The sequence below is a fragment of the Aquimarina intermedia genome, assembly GCF_008124785.1.
Lineage (GTDB): Bacteria > Bacteroidota > Bacteroidia > Flavobacteriales > Flavobacteriaceae > Aquimarina > Aquimarina intermedia.
This window is the reverse complement of record NZ_VNHU01000001.1, coordinates 46,535-67,947: the sequence shown is the minus strand read 5'-3', so window position 1 is coordinate 67,947 and position 21,413 is coordinate 46,535. Positions and strand designations below refer to the sequence as shown.

The 21,413-nt window shown below is 41.7% G+C and carries 2 protein-coding genes; both read left to right on the top strand.

Features of this window, described 5'->3' with window-relative positions:
* A complete protein-coding gene (locus tag BD809_RS00200; RefSeq protein ID WP_148780939.1) occupies positions 1-3,423 on the top strand; it encodes a PorP/SprF family type IX secretion system membrane protein in 3,423 nt (1,140 codons plus the stop codon).
* 57 nt (positions 3,424-3,480) lie between these two features.
* Positions 3,481-21,363 (top strand): T9SS type B sorting domain-containing protein, encoded by a 17,883-nt coding sequence (locus BD809_RS00195; protein ID WP_148780938.1) that lies wholly within the window; start codon positions 3,481-3,483, stop codon positions 21,361-21,363.
* The last annotated feature ends 50 nt before the right edge of the window (positions 21,364-21,413 follow it).

Sequence of the window (21,413 nt, the reverse complement as noted above, 5' to 3'; positions counted from 1 at the left end):
ATGATTAGAAAGCTATTTTTATTAAGTATATGTTGCGTTTCCCTTCAGGTAGCAAAGGGGCAAGAAGAGAGCACCACGAATTATGGTAAGCTTCCTTCCGATATTCCTACGCATAATCTAGTGCGGTATAATCGATTTTATTTCAACCCAACATTTTCTCTTGTACGAGAGACTAAGAAATCTATCAATATTTATAATAGATTGCAGTATTCAACATTTAATGATAATCCGCAAACTTTTTTGATCAATTACACGAGTAATTTTGATGAGAAAACAGGAGTAAGTATAGGGTTGCACCAGCAAAATGAAGGTGTATATCGTTATTTTGGCGGAGTTGCCAATTATGCATACAACTTGGAGTTTGGCCGGGATATGAATTTTACTTTCGGATTGAATCTTGGTTTTTCACAAAGCGCTATAAAATCCAATCTGGATGAAGAGGGTGCAAACGGAAAATTTTTACAAAATAACGGTAACCAAATTAGTGACCCTTTAATCGTAAATTACGAGAAAAGCTCTGTGTTCTTGTTGTCCCCCGGAGTTAATTTTAATTATCAACAATTTGATGTAGGGGTAGCTGTAGGTAATCTTGTCGCCTATAATATCACAGCAAGTGAAATACTTACAGATAATATGGCTTTTACAGGTCATGTAATGTACACTCATAGTTTAGAAAGAAGATCTGATAAATTAGTACGTGGTATGGTCTATGCCAATATGCTGGCAGAAGCAGACTTACGTTATGGAGCAAATGCCATACTGGAACTACCTAGTTTAGGTTGGGCACAAGTTGGTTATAACAGTTTTTACGGAGCCTCTATCGGGATTGGAGCTAATATTACTCCAAACGTTTCTGTGGGCTATACTTATGAGAGAGGGTTCGGAGATGCAAGTATATTTAGTTCTACACATGAAGTTGGATTAGCGTATAACTTTAACGAAGACCGTAGACGAAGAAGTAGCAGAAGCAGAAATAATCGATCTACCTCTGATAAGGCTTTTCAAGCGAGGGATTCGGAAATCAGAAGACTCAAAAAAGAAATTTTACAACAAAATAAGTTAATAAGAGAACTGCAAGAGGGTGGAAACACACAACAAGTAACAGAAGCTGAACGCGCAATGAGCCGTTTGGAACGTTCTATCGAAGAGGCTAAAGAAGAAGAGGCACGCAAAGCGAGAGAGCTTGAACTACAACGAGAAGAAGAAGTCGCTTTGTTGAACAAGAAGGCCGAAGAAGAAGAAAGAGCTGCGAGACGTAGTCGATTAGAAAGAGAAACGGCCGAACAACAAGCAGAAGAAGAACGATTAGCAAGACAGAGTAGGTTAGAAAGAGAAACTGCTGAGCAGGAGGAAAAAGAACGATTGGCTAGACAAAGTCGACTGGAGCGCGAAACGGCCGAACAGGAACGCTTGGCGGCTAGAAGCAAGTTAGAGGCAGAAATGTCGCAAAAGGAAATCGAAGATCAACAAATTGCTAAAGAAGAAGCTGCAAGAGAAGCAGAAGCTGCAAAACAAGAAGCAGAAGCAGAAGCCTTGGCCGCAAGACAACGTTTAGAAAGAGAAACGACCGAACAACAAAATGAAGCGGCTAGACAAAGTAAACTAGAACGTGAAGTTGCTGAGCAACAAGCAGAAGAAGAGCGTGTTGCTGCACAACGTAAGCTAGAACGTGAGGTTGCAGAACAGAAAGCAGAAGAAGAGCGTGTTGCTACACAACGTAAGCTAGAACGTGAGGTTGCAGAACAACAAGCAGAAGAAGAGCGTGTTGCTACACAACGTAAGCTAGAACGTGAGGTTGCAGAACAACAAGCAGAAGAAGAGCGTGTTGCTGCACAACGTAAGCTAGAACGGGAGGTTGCTGAACAACAAGCAGAAGAAGAGCGTGTTGCTGCACAGCGTAAACTAGAACGTGAGGTTGCAGAACAACAAGAAGAAGAAGAGCGTGTTGCTGCACAACGTAAGCTAGAACGTGAGGTTGCTGAACAACAAGCAGAAGAAGAGCGTGTTGCTGCACAGCGTAAACTAGAACGTGAGGTTGCAGAACAACAAGCAGAGGAAGAACGTCTTGCTGTCCAGAAGAAATTAGAAATGGAAATGGCTGAGCAGAAACGTATAGAGGACGAAGCCGAAGCTGCACGATTAGCAGAAGAAGAGCGTCTACGTCAGGAGGCCGAAGCTGCACGATTGGCAGAAGAGGAGCGTCTACGTCAGGAAGCCGAAGCTGCACGATTGGCAGAAGAGGAGCGTTTACGTCAGGAAGCCGAAGCTGCACGATTGGCAGAAGAAGAGCGTTTACGTCAGGAAGCCGAAGCTGCACGATTGGCGGAAGAGGAGCGTTTACGTCAGGAAGCCGAAGCTGCACGATTGGCAGAAGAAGAGCGTTTACGTCAGGAGGCGGAAGCTGCACGGTTAGCAGAAGAGGAGCGTTTACGTCAGGAGGCGGAAGCTGCACGATTAGCAAAAGAGGAGCGTTTACGTCAGGAGGCGGAAGCAGCACGCTTGGAAGAAGAAGAAGCCGCACGATTAGCTGCAGAACAAGAGGAAGTAGTTCCTGAAGATATTCAAGAAATCAAAGAAGAGCTTGATAATAACAGCCGTATTACAAGAAAGTTATTAGCGAGACAAGACTCACTTTTATCGACCAGTACAAATGTGGACAAGAGAGATTTTAATAAATTATTAGAATCATTAGTTTCTATGAATGATGATGCCGACGAAGCAAAAAGAGATGTGGATCCTACAAGCTCCAAGCGTCTGGTAGCCAAAAATAAATTTATCAAGTTCGCAGAAACTTCCAGACCGGAAGCACAATATGCGACAAAGTATATTCCTGGATATGAAGAAGGTTTTTACCTTATCGGTAATGTGTTTAAAGGGGGTGGATACGCAGAAAAATTCAGTGATGGATTAAAAGATGTAGGATTCGATAATGCACAGATTATTTTAAATCCGGAAAATGATTTACAGTATGTATCCATAGCCAATTACAAAACTAAAGAGGAAGCTTCAGAGAAGTATTTCAGTAACATGGATAATAAATTCTTTGGAGACATGTGGGTATTACAAATTGCAAAAAGTAGAGTGGCATCATTCAAACGCTTATTACAAGAGACCCGTACAATTCAGGAAACTGTTCAAGATGATACCGTACTTTCTGAAACATTATCTTATATCGGAGGACATAATGTTAAGAATGGATATTACTTGATTACTAATATTTTCAAACGAGAAAATTATTTTGAACGTGGTATGGAGAAGTTGAGAGCACAAGGATTAGAGCCACAATATTTCAGGAACCCTAAGGATAATTACATCTACGTATACCTTAAACGCTATGAGAATCTTGATGATGCAAAGCAAGGTCTGTTCTCAAATGTGAACAATCAATACGATGGTGATTTATATATATTAAGAATACAATAACGGCAGCCCCAATGATGAACACAATGCCCCAAAATAAACTAACTTAATACACAGCTTATGAAAACAATTGTACCCATAAAGATAGTCCTGGTGATGTTTTTAGTGTTCGCCAGTACCATAAGCAATATATATGCACAGGAGATCGTACCTCTTAGTGTTCGACAGACTGCAGATAGAATCAATGGTAATCTAGTAATGACCGGAAATTCTATCGTAGGATTAAGACAAACCAGTGCCGGTTTTTTTGATCCAAATGCGGCCTATAACGGAACGTTAAATAATGGTAACAGTATCTCTGATTATATAGACATTGATGGAGATCCTTCCACTTTTAGTTCCAGTAGTGCAGATATAGAAACCCCACGTCCTGGGTGTACCCGTATTGTATATGCAGGATTATATTGGTCTGCTACCTACTATTTAGTTAGAACAGGAGATAGTGATTTTAATAATCCGGCCCCTAACGATGTAAATAATAGAAATGGTAATGAACAACGTACGGGCCTACCTGCACAAGATGCTCGTAAATTGGGAGCTAATGATTTTAGAGATGTAAAATTCAAAGTACCGGGAGGAACCTATGTAGATATTACAGCTAGCGATATTATCTATGATGGGTACCGTAATACTCCGACCAATCCAAGTAACACGGCGAATGATGATGTGCCTTACGTATGCTATGCAGATGTTACCAGTTTAATAGATCAGTCAAATCCTACCGGAACCTACACCTTGGCCAATATGAACGCCACCATTGGATTGACCTCCGGTGTATCGGGAGCTTCAGGTGGATGGGTCTTAGTAGTGGTGTATGAAGATGCGTTGGAACCAAGTCGCTATATAAGTACAGCGGATGGATTCATTCAAATTCAAAGAGGTGATGACCCTGTAGATTTTACCTACTCAGGGTTTACAACTTTACCCGGAACATTACCTGTTCGAGCACGTTATGGTGTTGCAGGTCTTGAAGGAGATCGTAGTATTTCCGGGGATCGATTACGTATGCGTAATCGATTCGGGACTTTCGTTTCGTTAGGATCTACAACAGGAGCTCCTAATGCTACCGGAAACTTTTTTGATAGTTCGGTTTCTTTTAATAATAATTATTTAACCAATCGAAATCCAAGTTCTACAAATACTTTGGGATTGGATGTTGACTTGTTTGATTTACCAAATACTGGAAACACTTTATTAGGAAACAACCAAACGAGTGCAACTTTTCGACTGACAACAGGGGGTGATACTTATCGTGTATTTTTGAATACATTTGCGGTGGATATCATTGAACCAGAGCTACAAGTAATTAAAAGAGTTTATGATACTGATGGTATTACAGATATCACCAATGCTAGTGTCGAATTAGGTGATGAACTGTTTTACGATCTCGAAATACAAAATGTAGGTAATGAAGATTTGGTGGATGGTTCTGTAGTAGTACGGGATATCCTTCCTGCCAATACAGATTTAGTTGGAGTTCAGGATGCTACCTTACCCCCTGGAGTTACCTATACATTTCCTTCACCTGGAATAGTTGATTTCAATATTCCTGCAGATTTAGTAGAGGCGGGTATTAATGGACTACCCGGAGACCTGCCGATCCATATACGTTTTAGAGCACGCTTGGTAAATAGTTGTGAGGATTTGAGGGACGCCTGTTCCAATACAATCCAGAACTCGGCATTAGCTACATTTACGGGAGCGATATCAGGAGCAACAAGAACTAATAACAGTAGTAGTGTTATTGGCGCTTGTGGGAATACAGATGGGGAAGCAACAAACTTCTTAGCGAATGTTCCGGCATGTAGCAAAAGTGTGTTGGCGTGTACCTCTGATTTACGATTAGAAGCTGGTGCAGGATATGACCGATATACTTGGTCTGGTCCTGGTATTTCGCCACCTATAGTTACAACGGTTAATTTTTTAAACGTTCCAGTGCCTCAAACAGGAACTTATTCTGTTGTAAAAGAAGATACAGATCCGTCTGATGGTACCTGTATGTCTCTTACCGAGGAATATGAAGTACAAAGTTTTAGTGATATTACTAATCCAATATCTAACTATGTAAACGGAACTACGGTTACAACCGAAAACTGTAGCGGTTTAGAGATACCTCAAATATCATTGTGTGGAAGTCAAACCATGTTTTTAGAAACTAACTTTTCTTCTAGTGGTTTTAGAAGTATTTCTTGGCAGCGCTTGGCACCTAGCGGTGCTTGCGTATCTGATCCAAATGACCCGTGTTCTTCAATTTCTAGTGATTGTACAGGAGCTAATTGGGTAGAAGAGCCAGGCGGAAACGTGGCTAATTTTACAGTGGGTACAGCAGGAGATTATAGAATTCTTGCAGAGTTTGATGGAGGATGTTTTATACCATTTTATTTTAGTGTATTCAAAAATGATTACCAACCATTGTTGGATATGACACCAATTGAGTGTGGTAATGACGGTAGTGTAACGGTAACCAATGTACCAAGTAGCGATTATGCTTTTAGTTTATCTCCGGGAGGACCTTATACAAATACAACAGGTGTATTTGCAATTACAACACCTGGTGATGTGACAGTGTATGGTATTGACACTACATTTCCGGGAGGATGTGAGTATACAGCAACTATTAATGTTCCTGAGATTAGCCCAACATATAGTGTTACAGCTTATGATCCATCATGTATTAACGATACAAATGGAACAGGTTTTGGTACTATTATTATTGCAGTAACTGGTGGTTCACCGGAGTATGAATATACTATTGACGCACCTAGTTTAGCAACTCCTATTGTTATTCCAAATTCTGGAGCAAATAATGGAAATTACACGCAAAACGGTCTACAGCCGGATACGTATACTGTTGAAGTAATTTCAAACAGACCAAATCAAGCACCAAATTGTATTTATAATGAAACCGTTACTATAAATCCTGCTCCGGATTTTAGAGCAGAGGTAGTGCTAGTCGCACCGGAAACCTGTGAGACCGGCGCTATAGTTGAAGTAAATGTTTTAGCAGGATCAGGTAATTATTTGTATGATGATGGTACTGGTAATTTTACGGCGAATAACCAATTTGAATTACCAATGCCCGTTGATCCAACGGCAACATATACTTTTTATGTTAGTGACGAAAATATTGCTGCAGGTGTGCCTGCCTGTATTATAGAAGCGTCAATAACTAATATTGAACCTTATCAGCCTATAGTAATTGACAACGTTACTGTTACCAGTCCTACATGTCCTGGTGATGGCGGACAAGTTAGAGTTGAGGTTTCTCCTGCAGTTTCTGGTAGAACCTATACATACGAACTCTTACAACGTGCAAATGCTACGGATACCGTACCTACACAGGTTGATTTAATTACGAGTCCGTTAAGAGATATAACCTTTACCAATATTCCTGCCGGTGATTTTTATTTGGCAAGAGTATCACATGAAAATACAACACCCCCGGGAACGACACCACCGACCATTTGTCCTGTCGATTCTACACCTGATTTTTCAATTACCGATGCCACCGCTGTAACCTTGACTGCTAGTATTACGCAGGAATATCGTTGTGATGCTGCTGGAACAGGGGTTCAAACAGCTACTATTACGGTAGCTCCATTACTCGGCGCAGGGTATTCTTATAGTATTGACGGCGTAGATTACTCCAATACTACGGGAGAATTTACCGGGTTAACCGATGGCACATACACTGTGTATGCACGTGATGCAAGTACCGTCGCTTGTCCTGTGGCTTCTACACCTATGGTGGTTGAGCCATTACAAGAAGTAAATAGTTTAAGCTTTACACAAACAGCTATACAATGTCCGGCTTTAACATCTACGGTTACTGTTTCTGCGACAGGAACTAATGGTGCTTCTTCATTTGAATACAGAATAGCTGCTCCGGCAGGAGACGCAACTACATTTGCGGCAACAGATACATATACATTAGCTGTAGGTACGTATACCTTTGAAGCAAGAACCACTACAGATGGATGTGTATACTCAGATACGGTGACTATAAATGCTATCGATAATATTACGGTCAACGGATCGGCTACGGCAGAACCAACCTGTAACGGAGATGTTGATGGTGCTTTGAGTTTTACGGTAAACGATATTGATCTTACGACAAATACCTATGAGTACACGGTTTCAGGAGGAACAATTGCTGCACCGACAACGGTTACAGGACAGAATACTACACCTATATCGGTTACAGGACTTGGAGCTGGAACATATACTATTTTAGTAAGAGATGAAGTAACCAACTGTACCAATACAGATACAGTTGTTATCACAGAGCCTGCGGTATTAGGATTTACCTTTACGACAGACGCTGCAGATTGCGGGAACAATACGGGATCTATAACAGTTACTGCTACGGGTGGTAGAGGTGGATATCAGTATGAATTAAGAGATGCTGCAGAAACCTTACCGGCTATAGTAGCTTACCAAAACAACAATACATTTGCTAATTTAGCACCGGGTACTTATACTGTTTTTGTACGGGATACGAATGATCCGACTACAGCTTGTGAGACGCCAAGTCAGACCGTTGTTATTGATCAGACACAATTACCGGTATTAACTGCAATTGCAGGCGGTGATGCATGTTATGACACGACAGATCAGGCGAGTCAATGGATTACGATTACTCCGGGAACTACGCCCACAGGTCCGTTCACTTATAGTTTAAACGGCGGAGCTCCTCAGGCGGTTGATTTTACAACGCCTGCAGGCTTACCGGCAGATTCTTTTGAGATTCCAAATTTAACACCGGGTACCTACACAGTAACGGTTCAAAATACGGCAAGTACATGTAGTTCTGCACCGTTGAGTTTTACTATTCAGCCAGAGCTTACTATTACGGCGGCCTTGACCAAAGAAATCACATGTGCTCCTACCGAGGACGCTACGATTACTTTTAGTACTACAGGAGGAAACGGTAGTAATGTAATTGCTATTCTACGTGATGGAGCTGTTATTGATGCAGCTTATGCGGGTGGCTCTCCTTATGCAACCAATGTTGCAGGAACCTATGAAATTAGAGTGACGGATGGAGAAAGTTGTGAGGCAACTTCTGCCCCTATAGTTGTGGCACCGTATACTCCGGTTACAGCTACTGCAACTCCAACAGATCCTACATGTCCAGGAGGCACAGGTTCTATTTTGGTTACAGCTACGGCAGGTTCAGGTCCCTTTACCTATGTATTGGATGGCACGACAAGTGTTGGACCAGTTGCAGCGACAAGCAACACCTTTACTGGAGTAGCTATTGGTGCGCATAGCATTGAGGTTAGCGACCAGTATGGATGTTCAGTAATGGTAAATGCAACGATTGCTTCACCCCCAGCACTAACAGCTGATATTGCGATTACAAGAGATTATAGTTGTGATGCAGCAGGTACAGGTATTATATTCGGTCAAATAAGTGTTACTAACCCTGCAAACGGAAATGGCTCATATGAGTATAGTATTGATGGGGTAGATTACACCAATGTTACAGGAGTCTTTGATAACCTTACTGATGGTACGTATACTTTATATATTAGAGATACCAATACGAGTGCATGTCCTGTAAACTTGGGAGATTTAACAATCGATCCCTTACAAGAGGTTACAGATATCGCTTTTGTACAAACACAAATGCAATGTCCTGCACTTACAACAGATGTAACATTAACCGCTACGGGGACTAATGGCGCTTCTTCATTTGAATATAGAATAGCTGCTCCGGCAGGAGACGCAACTACATTTGCAGCAACAGATACATATACATTAGCTGCAGGAACCTATACATTTGAGTCACGAACTACTACAGATGGCTGTGTGTATTCTGAGACGTATACGGTTGATCCTATCGATCAAATTGTAGTCAATGCAAGTGTTACTGCAGAGCCTACCTGTAACGGAGATACAGATGGAGCTTTATCATTTAATGTTACCAATTTAGGTACACATAATTATACCTATACAGTTACCAATGGAGCGGCAGTTGTTGTTGCTTCAGGAGGACCGATAGCAACTACCCCAACACCTATTACAGGCTTGGGAGCAGATACCTATACGGTAGAAGTTACGGATACCACTACTAACTGTACCAATACAGATACAGTTGTTATCACAGAGCCTGCGGTATTAGGATTTACCTTTACGACAGACGCTGCAGATTGCGGGAACAATACGGGATCTATAACAGTTACTGCTACGGGTGGTAGAGGTGGATATCAGTATGAATTAAGAGATGCTGCAGAAACCTTACCGGCTATAGTAGCTTACCAAAACAACAATACATTTGCTAATTTAGCACCGGGTACTTATACTGTTTTTGTACGGGATACGAATGATCCGACTACAGCTTGTGAGACGCCAAGTCAGACCGTTGTTATTGATCAGACACAATTACCGGTATTAACTGCAATTGCAGGCGGTGATGCATGTTATGACACGACAGATCAGGCGAGTCAATGGATTACGATTACTCCGGGAACTACGCCCACAGGTCCGTTCACTTATAGTTTAAACGGCGGAGCTCCTCAGGCGGTTGATTTTACAACGCCTGCAGGCTTACCGGCAGATTCTTTTGAGATTCCAAATTTAACACCGGGTACCTACACAGTAACGGTTCAAAATACGGCAAGTACATGTAGTTCTGCACCGTTGAGTTTTACTATTCAGCCAGAGCTTACTATTACGGCGGCCTTGACCAAAGAAATCACATGTGCTCCTACCGAGGACGCTACGATTACTTTTAGTACTACAGGAGGAAACGGTAGTAATGTAATTGCTATTCTACGTGATGGAGCTGTTATTGATGCAGCTTATGCGGGTGGCTCTCCTTATGCAACCAATGTTGCAGGAACCTATGAAATTAGAGTGACGGATGGAGAAAGTTGTGAGGCAACTTCTGCCCCTATAGTTGTGGCACCGTATACTCCGGTTACAGCTACTGCAACTCCAACAGATCCTACATGTCCAGGAGGCACAGGTTCTATTTTGGTTACAGCTACGGCAGGTTCAGGTCCCTTTACCTATGTATTGGATGGCACGACAAGTGTTGGACCAGTTGCAGCGACAAGCAACACCTTTACTGGAGTAGCTATTGGTGCGCATAGCATTGAGGTTAGCGACCAGTATGGATGTTCAGTAATGGTAAATGCAACGATTGCTTCACCCCCAGCACTAACAGCTGATATTGCGATTACAAGAGATTATAGTTGTGATGCAGCAGGTACAGGTATTATATTCGGTCAAATAAGTGTTACTAACCCTGCAAACGGAAATGGCTCATATGAGTATAGTATTGATGGGGTAGATTACACCAATGTTACAGGAGTCTTTGATAACCTTACTGATGGTACGTATACTTTATATATTAGAGATACCAATACGAGTGCATGTCCTGTAAACTTGGGAGATTTAACAATCGATCCCTTACAAGAGGTTACAGATATCGCTTTTGTACAAACACAAATGCAATGTCCTGCACTTACAACAGATGTAACATTAACCGCTACGGGGACTAATGGCGCTTCTTCATTTGAATATAGAATAGCTGCTCCGGCAGGAGACGCAACTACATTTGCAGCAACAGATACATATACATTAGCTGCAGGAACCTATACATTTGAGTCACGAACTACTACAGATGGCTGTGTGTATTCTGAGACGTATACGGTTGATCCTATCGATCAAATTGTAGTCAATGCAAGTGTTACTGCAGAGCCTACCTGTAACGGAGATACAGATGGAGCTTTATCATTTAATGTTACCAATTTAGGTACACATAATTATACCTATACAGTTACCAATGGAGCGGCAGTTGTTGTTGCTTCAGGAGGACCGATAGCAACTACCCCAACACCTATTACAGGCTTGGGAGCAGATACCTATACGGTAGAAGTTACGGATATCACTACTAACTGTACCAATACAGATACAGTTGTTATCACAGAGCCTGCGGTCATAACTGTTTCTGCCACGAGTGCTGAAGCTAATTGTGGCGATTCAACAGGAGCCGTTATTGCAACAGCATCCGGCGGACGTGGATCTTTACAATATGAGTTAAGAGACAGTGCGGGTGTTGTAATTATAAGAGGATACCAATCATCAAGTTTCTTTGCTGCACTAGCTGCTGGAGACTACACGGTTTTTGTTCGTGATGCTAGCTTACCAACAGCTTGTGAAACGCCAACAGGTGTGCCAATCACGGTTGGAACCAAAGCAGCGCCAACTATTGCAGCCGTTTCAGGCGGCGATGCATGTTATGATACAACAGATCAAGCGAGTCAATGGATTACCATTACTCCGGGAGTAGCGGCTCCTTTAGGTCCGTTTACGTATAGTTTAAATGGGGGAGCAGACGTAGCAGTTACGTTTTTACCGGGACCTGCACCCGCTAATACCTTTGAGATCCCAAGTTTAACACCGGGAACTTATGATGTAACCGTTACTAACACAGATACCAATTGTACGACAGCTACGACGACGTTTACAATTGCCCCACAAGTTAGAATAGTAGCCTCCTTAACCAAGGACTTAGATTGTAGTGGAAGTCCAGATGCAGTGATTGATGTAACGACTGCGGATGGAAATGGAACGAGAACTATTGAAGTGAGCTCTGATGGAGGAGCAACCTATACAGCAACTACTTCACCATTTACAACAGGCGTTGCGGGTAATTATCAGTTTAGAGTAACAGATAGTGAAGGATGTACTGCAGATTCAACAATAATTATAGTAACTGACAATCCAGAGCCAGTAGCTACTGCGGTTGCAAGTGATGCAACATGTAATGGTCTTGCAGATGGTTCTGTAGTAATTACAGTTGACACCACAATAGGTACAGGACCTTATGAAATAGACTTTAATGGTCTTGGATATAGTAATCAAACAACTTACGGAAATTTAGCAGCGGGAACATATACTTATTTTGTTCGTGATGCCAAAGGATGTATCAATAGCCCTGCATTTTCGATAACAGTAGGAGAACCTGCTCCAGTAGTTGTAGGTACTGAGAATAATGTTGATATTACATGTGGTGCTACGGGAAATGTTTTGGGAAGAATAGATTTATCTAATATTACCGGAGGAACATTGCCTTATACGTATAGTTTATTAAACTTAGATAACACCTTAGCTACAACCAGTACTGTTCAACCAATCGGTCCAACAACAGATGATTTTGTTGTCTTTAATGATCTTGATTTTGGTGATTACAAAGTGCGAATTGAGGATGATAATGGATGTATCTATGAATTCACTTACAATATTGCAACACCAGCTATTTTCACAGTAGCCACGAGTACAACTGCAACTTGTTCCAATGGAGTAACGGCTGATATCAACGTATCAGGAGGTACGGGGCCATTTTTGATTAGGGAGTACCCTTCGGGTGTTGCCGGACCATTAAATGGACTGCCGGTGAGTTCTGGAGCACCAGAGCGAAATCACAGGTTTACTAATATACCTTTCGATTCACCATATACATACGAGATAATCGATACGAATACCGGGTGTACTGATATTCAGAGTATAGCGCCTGTTAGTAGTCCATCATTAATGAATATCGCAGTTACTGAAAATAATGTCAGCTGTACTACAAATGCAGATGGCTCGATTGATTATAGTATAGATACTTATCAAGGAAATCAGCTAACTTACGATGTATATAGAACATCAGATTTATTCACTGACATTAATGGTACACTTGTTTTTGGAAACGGTAATCCTGAGGCTGTAGGAGCAACTGCCACGGGTACTATTAGTGGATTTGGACCGGGAGAATACTTACTTCGAGTAACTGAATCTGATCCAACAGTGCTTGACCCTTGTAATGCGTCAATAGAATTTACAATTACAGAGCCAACTCCGCTAGCTATAGTGGAAACTAGTAATACGGTAGGGAATTGTAATACGTTTGCTGAAGTGGTGGTGAACGGACAAGGAGGTACTCCTCCGTATCGTTATGCACCTGTTCTTGATGGGGCTGCGGCACCTGCACCAGCTGCTTACAATGCAAATAATGTACTTTCTTTAGATCAATCATTAGGATTGGACTGGGATGTGTATATATTGGACGCGAATGACTGTGCAGTTTTACCACCATTAGATGTGACAATAACAGCAACGGCAGATCCGGTTTTTACTAGTGTACCTGCATTTGTTGATGATGCGTGTACTTTTGATAATAATTATACATTTACTGTTAATGCAACAGGTACAGGTCAACTACAATATGGTATTGATGATGGGGATACGGGTACTGCAGATACACCAGTTTTTGTAACGGATACACCAAATGATGGAATCTTTACTTATACCGTGACTACTCCGGGAACCTATACTTTAACTGTTAGAGATGCCAATGGATGTTTTGATACAGGAAGCATTACAGTGTATGAAGAAGTTTTAGTTGATGCTGATTTTACTACACCACCAACATGTCGTAATGCAGATGGTGAAATTACTGTCACAAGTGTTACCGGTGGTTCTGATTATGCAACCAACCCAAGTAACTTTAGTTTTACATTGGTTGACAACGGAACAAATGCTATTGTAGCAGGTCCTCAAGCTTCTAATATTTTCCCAGGCATTGCTGCGGGTGATTACAGAGTTGAAGTGCTTGATTCTGCAATCGCATCTGCACCGGGTTGTACAGCAACTGTAAATGTATCACGTACAGTACCTTTAGATCCTATTGTCACGGGAACCTCAGAAGATGTATCTTGTTTTGGAGCTAGTGATGGATCAATTACGGTTGTTCTAGATCCAACTACCGATGGTGACACGCCATATGCTTATGAAATATATCAAGGAGCTACCTTAATTGCAGGACCACAAGCGAGTCCGGTGTTTACAGGATTGTTTGCGGCGGGTACTTATCAGATGGTTGTGACCTCAGGAAGAGGCTGTGCAAATGCGCCGGTTGATATAGTAGTAGGAACACCTACACAAGTGACAGCAACAGCATCACAAACAGCTTATAGCTGTGCTGCAGATAACAGCGAAATTTATCCTGATATTACAGTAACCATTGAAAATGGTACGCCTCCGTATACGATATCGTATACTACTCCGGCGATCACCGTTACCAATCAAACAGTTACTGATGCAGATGGCACTACTGCCGGAGTACAGTACGTAATTGATGCCGATCAGGCAGGGAACTATGATATCACTGTAAATGATAGTAATGGATGTCCGCTTGTATTACCAACAGAAACGGTAAATCCGTTCCCGATTATGAACAATCCTTTGGTTACCAGAGATGCTACGGCAATTAATGGTGGCGTAATTTCATGTGATAATCCTGAGGGTGTTATTGTTTCTATTGATAGAATTTTAGGAAACACATCGGGATACCAGTTTGATTTACTTCCAATGGGTACGGCTACACAGGTGGTTGCAGAGGATGCTTCGGGAACTACAAGTAGTGCTACCTTTAATTTGGCTGCTCCGGGTAGTTATACCTTTAGGATTACAGATTTACAAACAGGATGTACGATAGATACAGCTCCTTATGTAGTAGCACCTTACGATACCATAGATGCTATTGCTACCGAGGTAACTTCAGTACTATGTGCAGGAGATACTACGGGAGAGATTAATTTAGAAATTACCGGGTATACGGGTACCTATAATTATATAGTAACAAATACAACAACAAGCACTGTAGAGGCGACAGGTTCAGGAGATACTGCTCTGGCTAATCCTTTATTGATATCTGGGTTACCAAGCGGAACTTTTACAGTAAATGTTGAAGCTTTGGACACTCCGTTCTGTGATGAAGTTTCTAATGTTGTAACTATTACACAACCTACACCTTTGGCACTATCATTGTCAAGTGCAACAACACCAAACTGTACAGACTTAGTTTCTCATGTTGTTATGGACGCTGTTGGTGGGGTAGGACCTTATAGTTTCAATTATGCGGCAGGTGTATTGCCACAACCGGATCCGGCTACGTATCCAGAGACAAATACATTTGATTTGGATCCTGCTACAAGTTTGGATTGGGTAATTTTTGTACGCGATGCCAATAACTGTGTGGAGCGTGTTGAGATTACGATCCCGGATGTAACACCAAATCCGATATTGAATGCTCCGCTTCCACAATTTGTAGATGATCCTTGTACATTTGATAACAATTACACTTTCACTGTTACTGCTACCGGTTTTGGTACGTTAACATATCAATTAGATAGTGGGGTAGCTGTTGTAGGTAATGTTGATAACAACACGCATCAGTTCACAGTAACTGCAGCGGGAACTTATCAGGTAACAGTGTACGATGAGAATGGCTGTCCATCAAATCAGGAAACTATTACGGTGTATCCAGAGTTGATAGTCACAGCAACCTTTACTGATCCAACCTGTAGAGCTGCCGATGGAACGGTAGTTGCAACAGTAACCGGAGGTTCTGCGAGTGCAGCAAACTGGACTTTTGATCTTATTGATGTGGGCACAGGAGTGACACTGGTAGGTGTTACGCAAGTTGCCGGTCCGGGAGCTAATGAAGTAACATTTGGAAATGTACCTAATGGAGATTATCGCGTTGAAGTTACAGATTCAGCGATTGGTCCAGCACCAGGATGTACAGATACCTTTGATATTACAGTACCGAGATTTGAAGATCCTATTGTCACAGGAACTTCAGAGCCTGTATCTTGTTTTGGAGCTAGTGATGGAACAGTTACGGTTGTTTTAGATCCATCTACTGATGATGATACACCATATGCTTATGAATTATACCAAGGAGTAACCTTGATCGCAGGACCACAAGCAAGTCCAGTATTCACAGGATTAGCTGCTAATACTTATGATATGGTTGTAACATCAAGCAAAAGTTGTGTAAACACACCGGTAGCTATTACTGTAGGTACACCTGCAGTGCTGGATGCCACGACTTCACAGTCTAACTATACGTGTGATGCTTCTAATAATGATAACTTCCCTGATATTACGATTGATATCACCGGAGGTAATGCACCGTATCGTATTTCATATAACGGACCTACAGGAACGTTTACGAATATTGTAGTTAATGGAGTACAGCATGTGGTTGATGCCGATATTGACGGTACATATAACTTCACTATTGAAGATAGCAAGGGATGTACCTTTGCAGTTTCTGAAACGGTAAATCCGTTCCCGATTATGAACAATCCTTTGGTTACCAGAGATGCTACGGCAATTAATGGTGGCGTAATTTCATGTGATAATCCTGAGGGTGTTATTGTTTCTATTGATAGAATTTTAGGAAACACATCGGGATACCAGTTTGATTTACTTCCAATGGGTACGGCTACACAGGTGGTTGCAGAGGATGCTTCGGGAACTACAAGTAGTGCTACCTTTAATTTGGCTGCTCCGGGTAGTTATACCTTTAGGATTACAGATTTACAAACAGGATGTACGATAGATACAGCTCCTTATGTAGTAGCACCTTACGATACCATAGATGCTATTGCTACCGAGGTAACTTCAGTACTATGTGCAGGAGATACTACGGGAGAGATTAATTTAGAAATTACCGGGTATACGGGTACCTATAATTATATAGTAACAAATACAACAACAAGCACTGTAGAGGCGACAGGTTCAGGAGATACTGCTCTGGCTAATCCTTTATTGATATCTGGGTTACCAAGCGGAACTTTTACAGTAAATGTTGAAGCTTTGGACACTCCGTTCTGTGATGAAGTTTCTAATGTTGTAACTATTACACAACCTACACCTTTGGCACTATCATTGTCAAGTGCAACAACACCAAACTGTACAGACTTAGTTTCTCATGTTGTTATGGACGCTGTTGGTGGGGTAGGACCTTATAGTTTCAATTATGCGGCAGGTGTATTGCCACAACCGGATCCGGCTACGTATCCAGAGACAAATACATTTGATTTGGATCCTGCTACAAGTTTGGATTGGGTAATTTTTGTACGCGATGCCAATAACTGTGTGGAGCGTGTTGAGATTACGATCCCGGATGTAACACCAAATCCGATATTGAATGCTCCGCTTCCACAATTTGTAGATGATCCTTGTACATTTGATAACAATTACACTTTCACTGTTACTGCTACCGGTTTTGGTACGTTAACATATCAATTAGATAGTGGGGTAGCTGTTGTAGGTAATGTTGATAACAACACGCATCAGTTCACAGTAACTGCAGCGGGAACTTATCAGGTAACAGTGTACGATGAGAATGGCTGTCCATCAAATCAGGAAACTATTACGGTGTATCCAGAGTTGATAGTCACAGCAACCTTTACTGATCCAACCTGTAGAGCTGCCGATGGAACGGTAGTTGCAACAGTAACCGGAGGTTCTGCGAGTGCAGCAAACTGGACTTTTGATCTTATTGATGTGGGCACAGGAGTGACACTGGTAGGTGTTACGCAAGTTGCCGGTCCGGGAGCTAATGAAGTAACATTTGGAAATGTACCTAATGGAGATTATCGCGTTGAAGTTACAGATTCAGCGATTGGTCCAGCACCAGGATGTACAGATACCTTTGATATTACAGTACCGAGATTTGAAGATCCTATTGTCACAGGAACTTCAGAGCCTGTATCTTGTTTTGGAGCTAGTGATGGAACAGTTACGGTTGTTTTAGATCCATCTACTGATGATGATACACCATATGCTTATGAATTATACCAAGGAGTAACCTTGATCGCAGGACCACAAGCAAGTCCAGTATTCACAGGATTAGCTGCTAATACTTATGATATGGTTGTAACATCAAGCAAAAGTTGTGTAAACACACCGGTAGCTATTACTGTAGGTACACCTGCAGTGCTGGATGCCACGACTTTACAGTCTAACTATACGTGTGATGCTTCTAATAATGATAACTTCCCTGATATTACGATTGATATCACCGGAGGTAATGCACCATATCGTATTTCATATAACGGACCTACAGGCACGTTTACGAATATTGTAGTTAGTGGAGCACAGCATGTGGTTGATGCCGATATTGACGGTGTGTATAACTTCACTATTGAAGATAGCAAGGGATGTACCTTTGCAGTTTCTGAAACGGTGAATCCGTTCCCGATTATGACGAACCCAACAGCTACATTGGTAACTCGAATTAATTGTAATCCGGATCCGGAAGTTGTAACCGTTACCATTGATGGTGGAACACCGAGTGGGGACTTCTTGTTCGAAGTAACCAATGGTCCTGCTGTTGTAGCTTCGCAAACGATTACAGCTACTGGCCCTACAACGAGCGCTACGTTTAATTTACCGGCTGTGGGTACTTATAACTTCACCATAACGGATCAAACAACAACATGTACGATTCCGATAGCATATACAGTAGCTCAATTCAATACTATTGAAATTGTTGCTGCTCAGGAAACACCAGAAACTTGTTTCGGTGATGCAGATGGAACGATTAATATTTCTATTACTGGATACACAGGCGCGTATAGCTATCGTGTATTAGATGCATCGAGTACTGTAGTTGCTACGGGAACCGGTGACACCGCAGTTAATCCATATGTATTGCCATCGACCTTCTCCTTAGGAAGCTATACCGTTGAAATTACTGAAACAGTAGATCCTTTCTGTGTAGAAGTTTCGAACAGTGTACAAATTAATGGTCCGTTGGCACCACTGGATTTAACTATAATACCGATAAACTTACAAGAATACTGTGACCCTGCATCAAATGGTGGTTTCCAAGCTACTGTAACAGGAGCACAAGGAACAGTAACCTATAGTATTGGTGGTGCACCGTTACCTGATAATATTACAGGTAGGTTTGAAGGTTTGCCTGCAGGCACCTACACCGTAACGGCAACTGATGACAATGGTACATTTAGTTGTACGGATGTAGAAACAGTGACTATAGCTGCACCAGCAAATGATGTGGTTGTGACGCTTACTTCGACAGATGTAACTTGTTTCGGATCGGTTGACGGACAAATAGTAGCTTCTGCTACCGGTTCTAATGGACCGTTTAGATATTCGATCAGAGCGGGTGGTGGTACAGAAAGTGCGCCTCAGACCTCAAATACTTTTGAGAATTTACGTCCGAATGTAATGTATACAATTACTGCGTATGATGAAATCGGGTGTGTAGCTACAGAAACAGCTACCTTAGCAGAACCTGCAGAGGTAACAGTTAATGTAACTTCTGGACCATTACTAAATTGTGGAGACACAACTGGTACGTTTACTGTTTCGGGCACAACAAGTGCCGGTGGAGGAATAACAACCTACTATGTAGTCGATCAGGCAGGTATAACGACCTCTCAGGCAAACGGAAACTTTACGTTACCGGAAGGTTCGTATCAATTCTATGTGGAGGATGCTAATGGTTGTGAATCGCAACGCTCTAATGCTGTAGTGGTGGCACCAATTGAAGACATCACTTTAGTCCTGGATACTAGATTCTCCGAAAGTGTAAATTGTTTTGGTGAGGCATCAGCAAGAATAAACGCTTCAGTAACCGGAGGATTCGGAGACTACACATTTGAACTAGTTGGACCAGTTTCAGGAATACAATCTCAAAGTCTGTTTACAGATCTTCCAGCAGGTAATTATGAATATATTGTAAGGACTGCTAGGGCTTGTGAAGCGAGAGCTACCTTTACTGTGGATACACCAACTCAATTAGTAGCAAGTGTAACCGAAACTGACGTGTTATGTAATGGAGAAGATGATGGACAGATTAGAATCGAAGTAACGCCTGGTACAGGTACTGCACCATATTCCTTTGCTATTAGTACAGATGCTGGCAGATTCTTAAATGATGCATCGGATGGTCTACCTAACGAGCATACTTTCTCAGATCTAGGACCGGGAGTTTATGATGTATATATTCAAGATGCTAATGGATGTAGCTTAATAGAGCAACGTACGATTATCGAGCCTAATCCTTTACAGGTAGCTGTGCTAGGTGCAATTACACCGGAAACATGTGCTGACGAAAATGATGGTGGTGTAACGATCGAAATTACCGGAGGTACTGCGCCGTATGAAACTAATATCACCAATAACGACGCAGACTTTGTTGCAGGTCAGTTCATATTTGATAATTTACCCGGAGGCGGCTTAACGATCTTCGTTAGAGATGCCAATGGATGTCGTATTGAATTGCCTGTATTGATTCCTGAAGGTGTTGCACTTACTGCAACATTAGAACAAGGATTAGAATGTCCTGTTTATCAAATTGGAGAGGATAATCAAACGGTATTAGTTAGTGAAGAAAGTCACTTTATTCAATTCAACATTCCTGAAGTTCTTCAAGATGTCAATATTATTTACACCTTGAACGGGATCAATGGAACACCGAACCCTAGCTCAAATCAAAACACTACAGGACGATTTGTAGTGGAGCCGGGTCAATATGAAGCGGTAATGGAAAGTGGACTGTGTACACAAATTATTGATACAGTGCGCGTAGACGAATATGTACCATTAACTGTTCCTGTTCCTCAAATGACTAACAATCCGGAAGATCCTAATGAATATAGTATTCAGGTTGAAGGTGGTGTTGGTGAGTATACATACTATGTAACATTCGAAGGTGAAGAAAGAGAATTAACTTCTGATATCTTTGCAATTCGTAAAAGCGGACTGTACCTGATTCGAGTTGTGGACGCAAGTGGATGTGAAGTTTCAGCAATTCATGAACTCACATACATTAATATCCGTATCCCGAATTACTTTACGCCAAATGGTGATGGTACAGATGATTACTGGTATCCTGGTCAGATCACACCATTTGTTGACGATCCGTTCTATTTTGAAAACATGGAGGTTAAAGTGTTTGACCGATATGGCCGTTTATTAGGCGAGTTTAGTGGAGATGAAGAAGGATGGGATGGTATTTACCAAGGCAAAGAGTTACCATCAGGTGATTACTGGTATACCATTATCTTAAATGATGTAGATGACAGGCAATTTACAGGTCACTTTACGCTATATCGATAATATGAAGTAAAATAAAACGTTAGAAAAAGAATTGATCATACAACCGATTG

What these genes read in the sequence shown, in the direction of transcription:
- BD809_RS00195 (WP_148780938.1), top strand. Translation starts at nt 3,481, where the DNA reads ATGAAAACAATTGTACCCATAAAGATAGTCCTGGTGATGTTTTTAGTG.
- BD809_RS00200 (WP_148780939.1), top strand. Translation starts at nt 1, where the DNA reads ATGATTAGAAAGCTATTTTTATTAAGTATATGTTGCGTTTCCCTTCAG.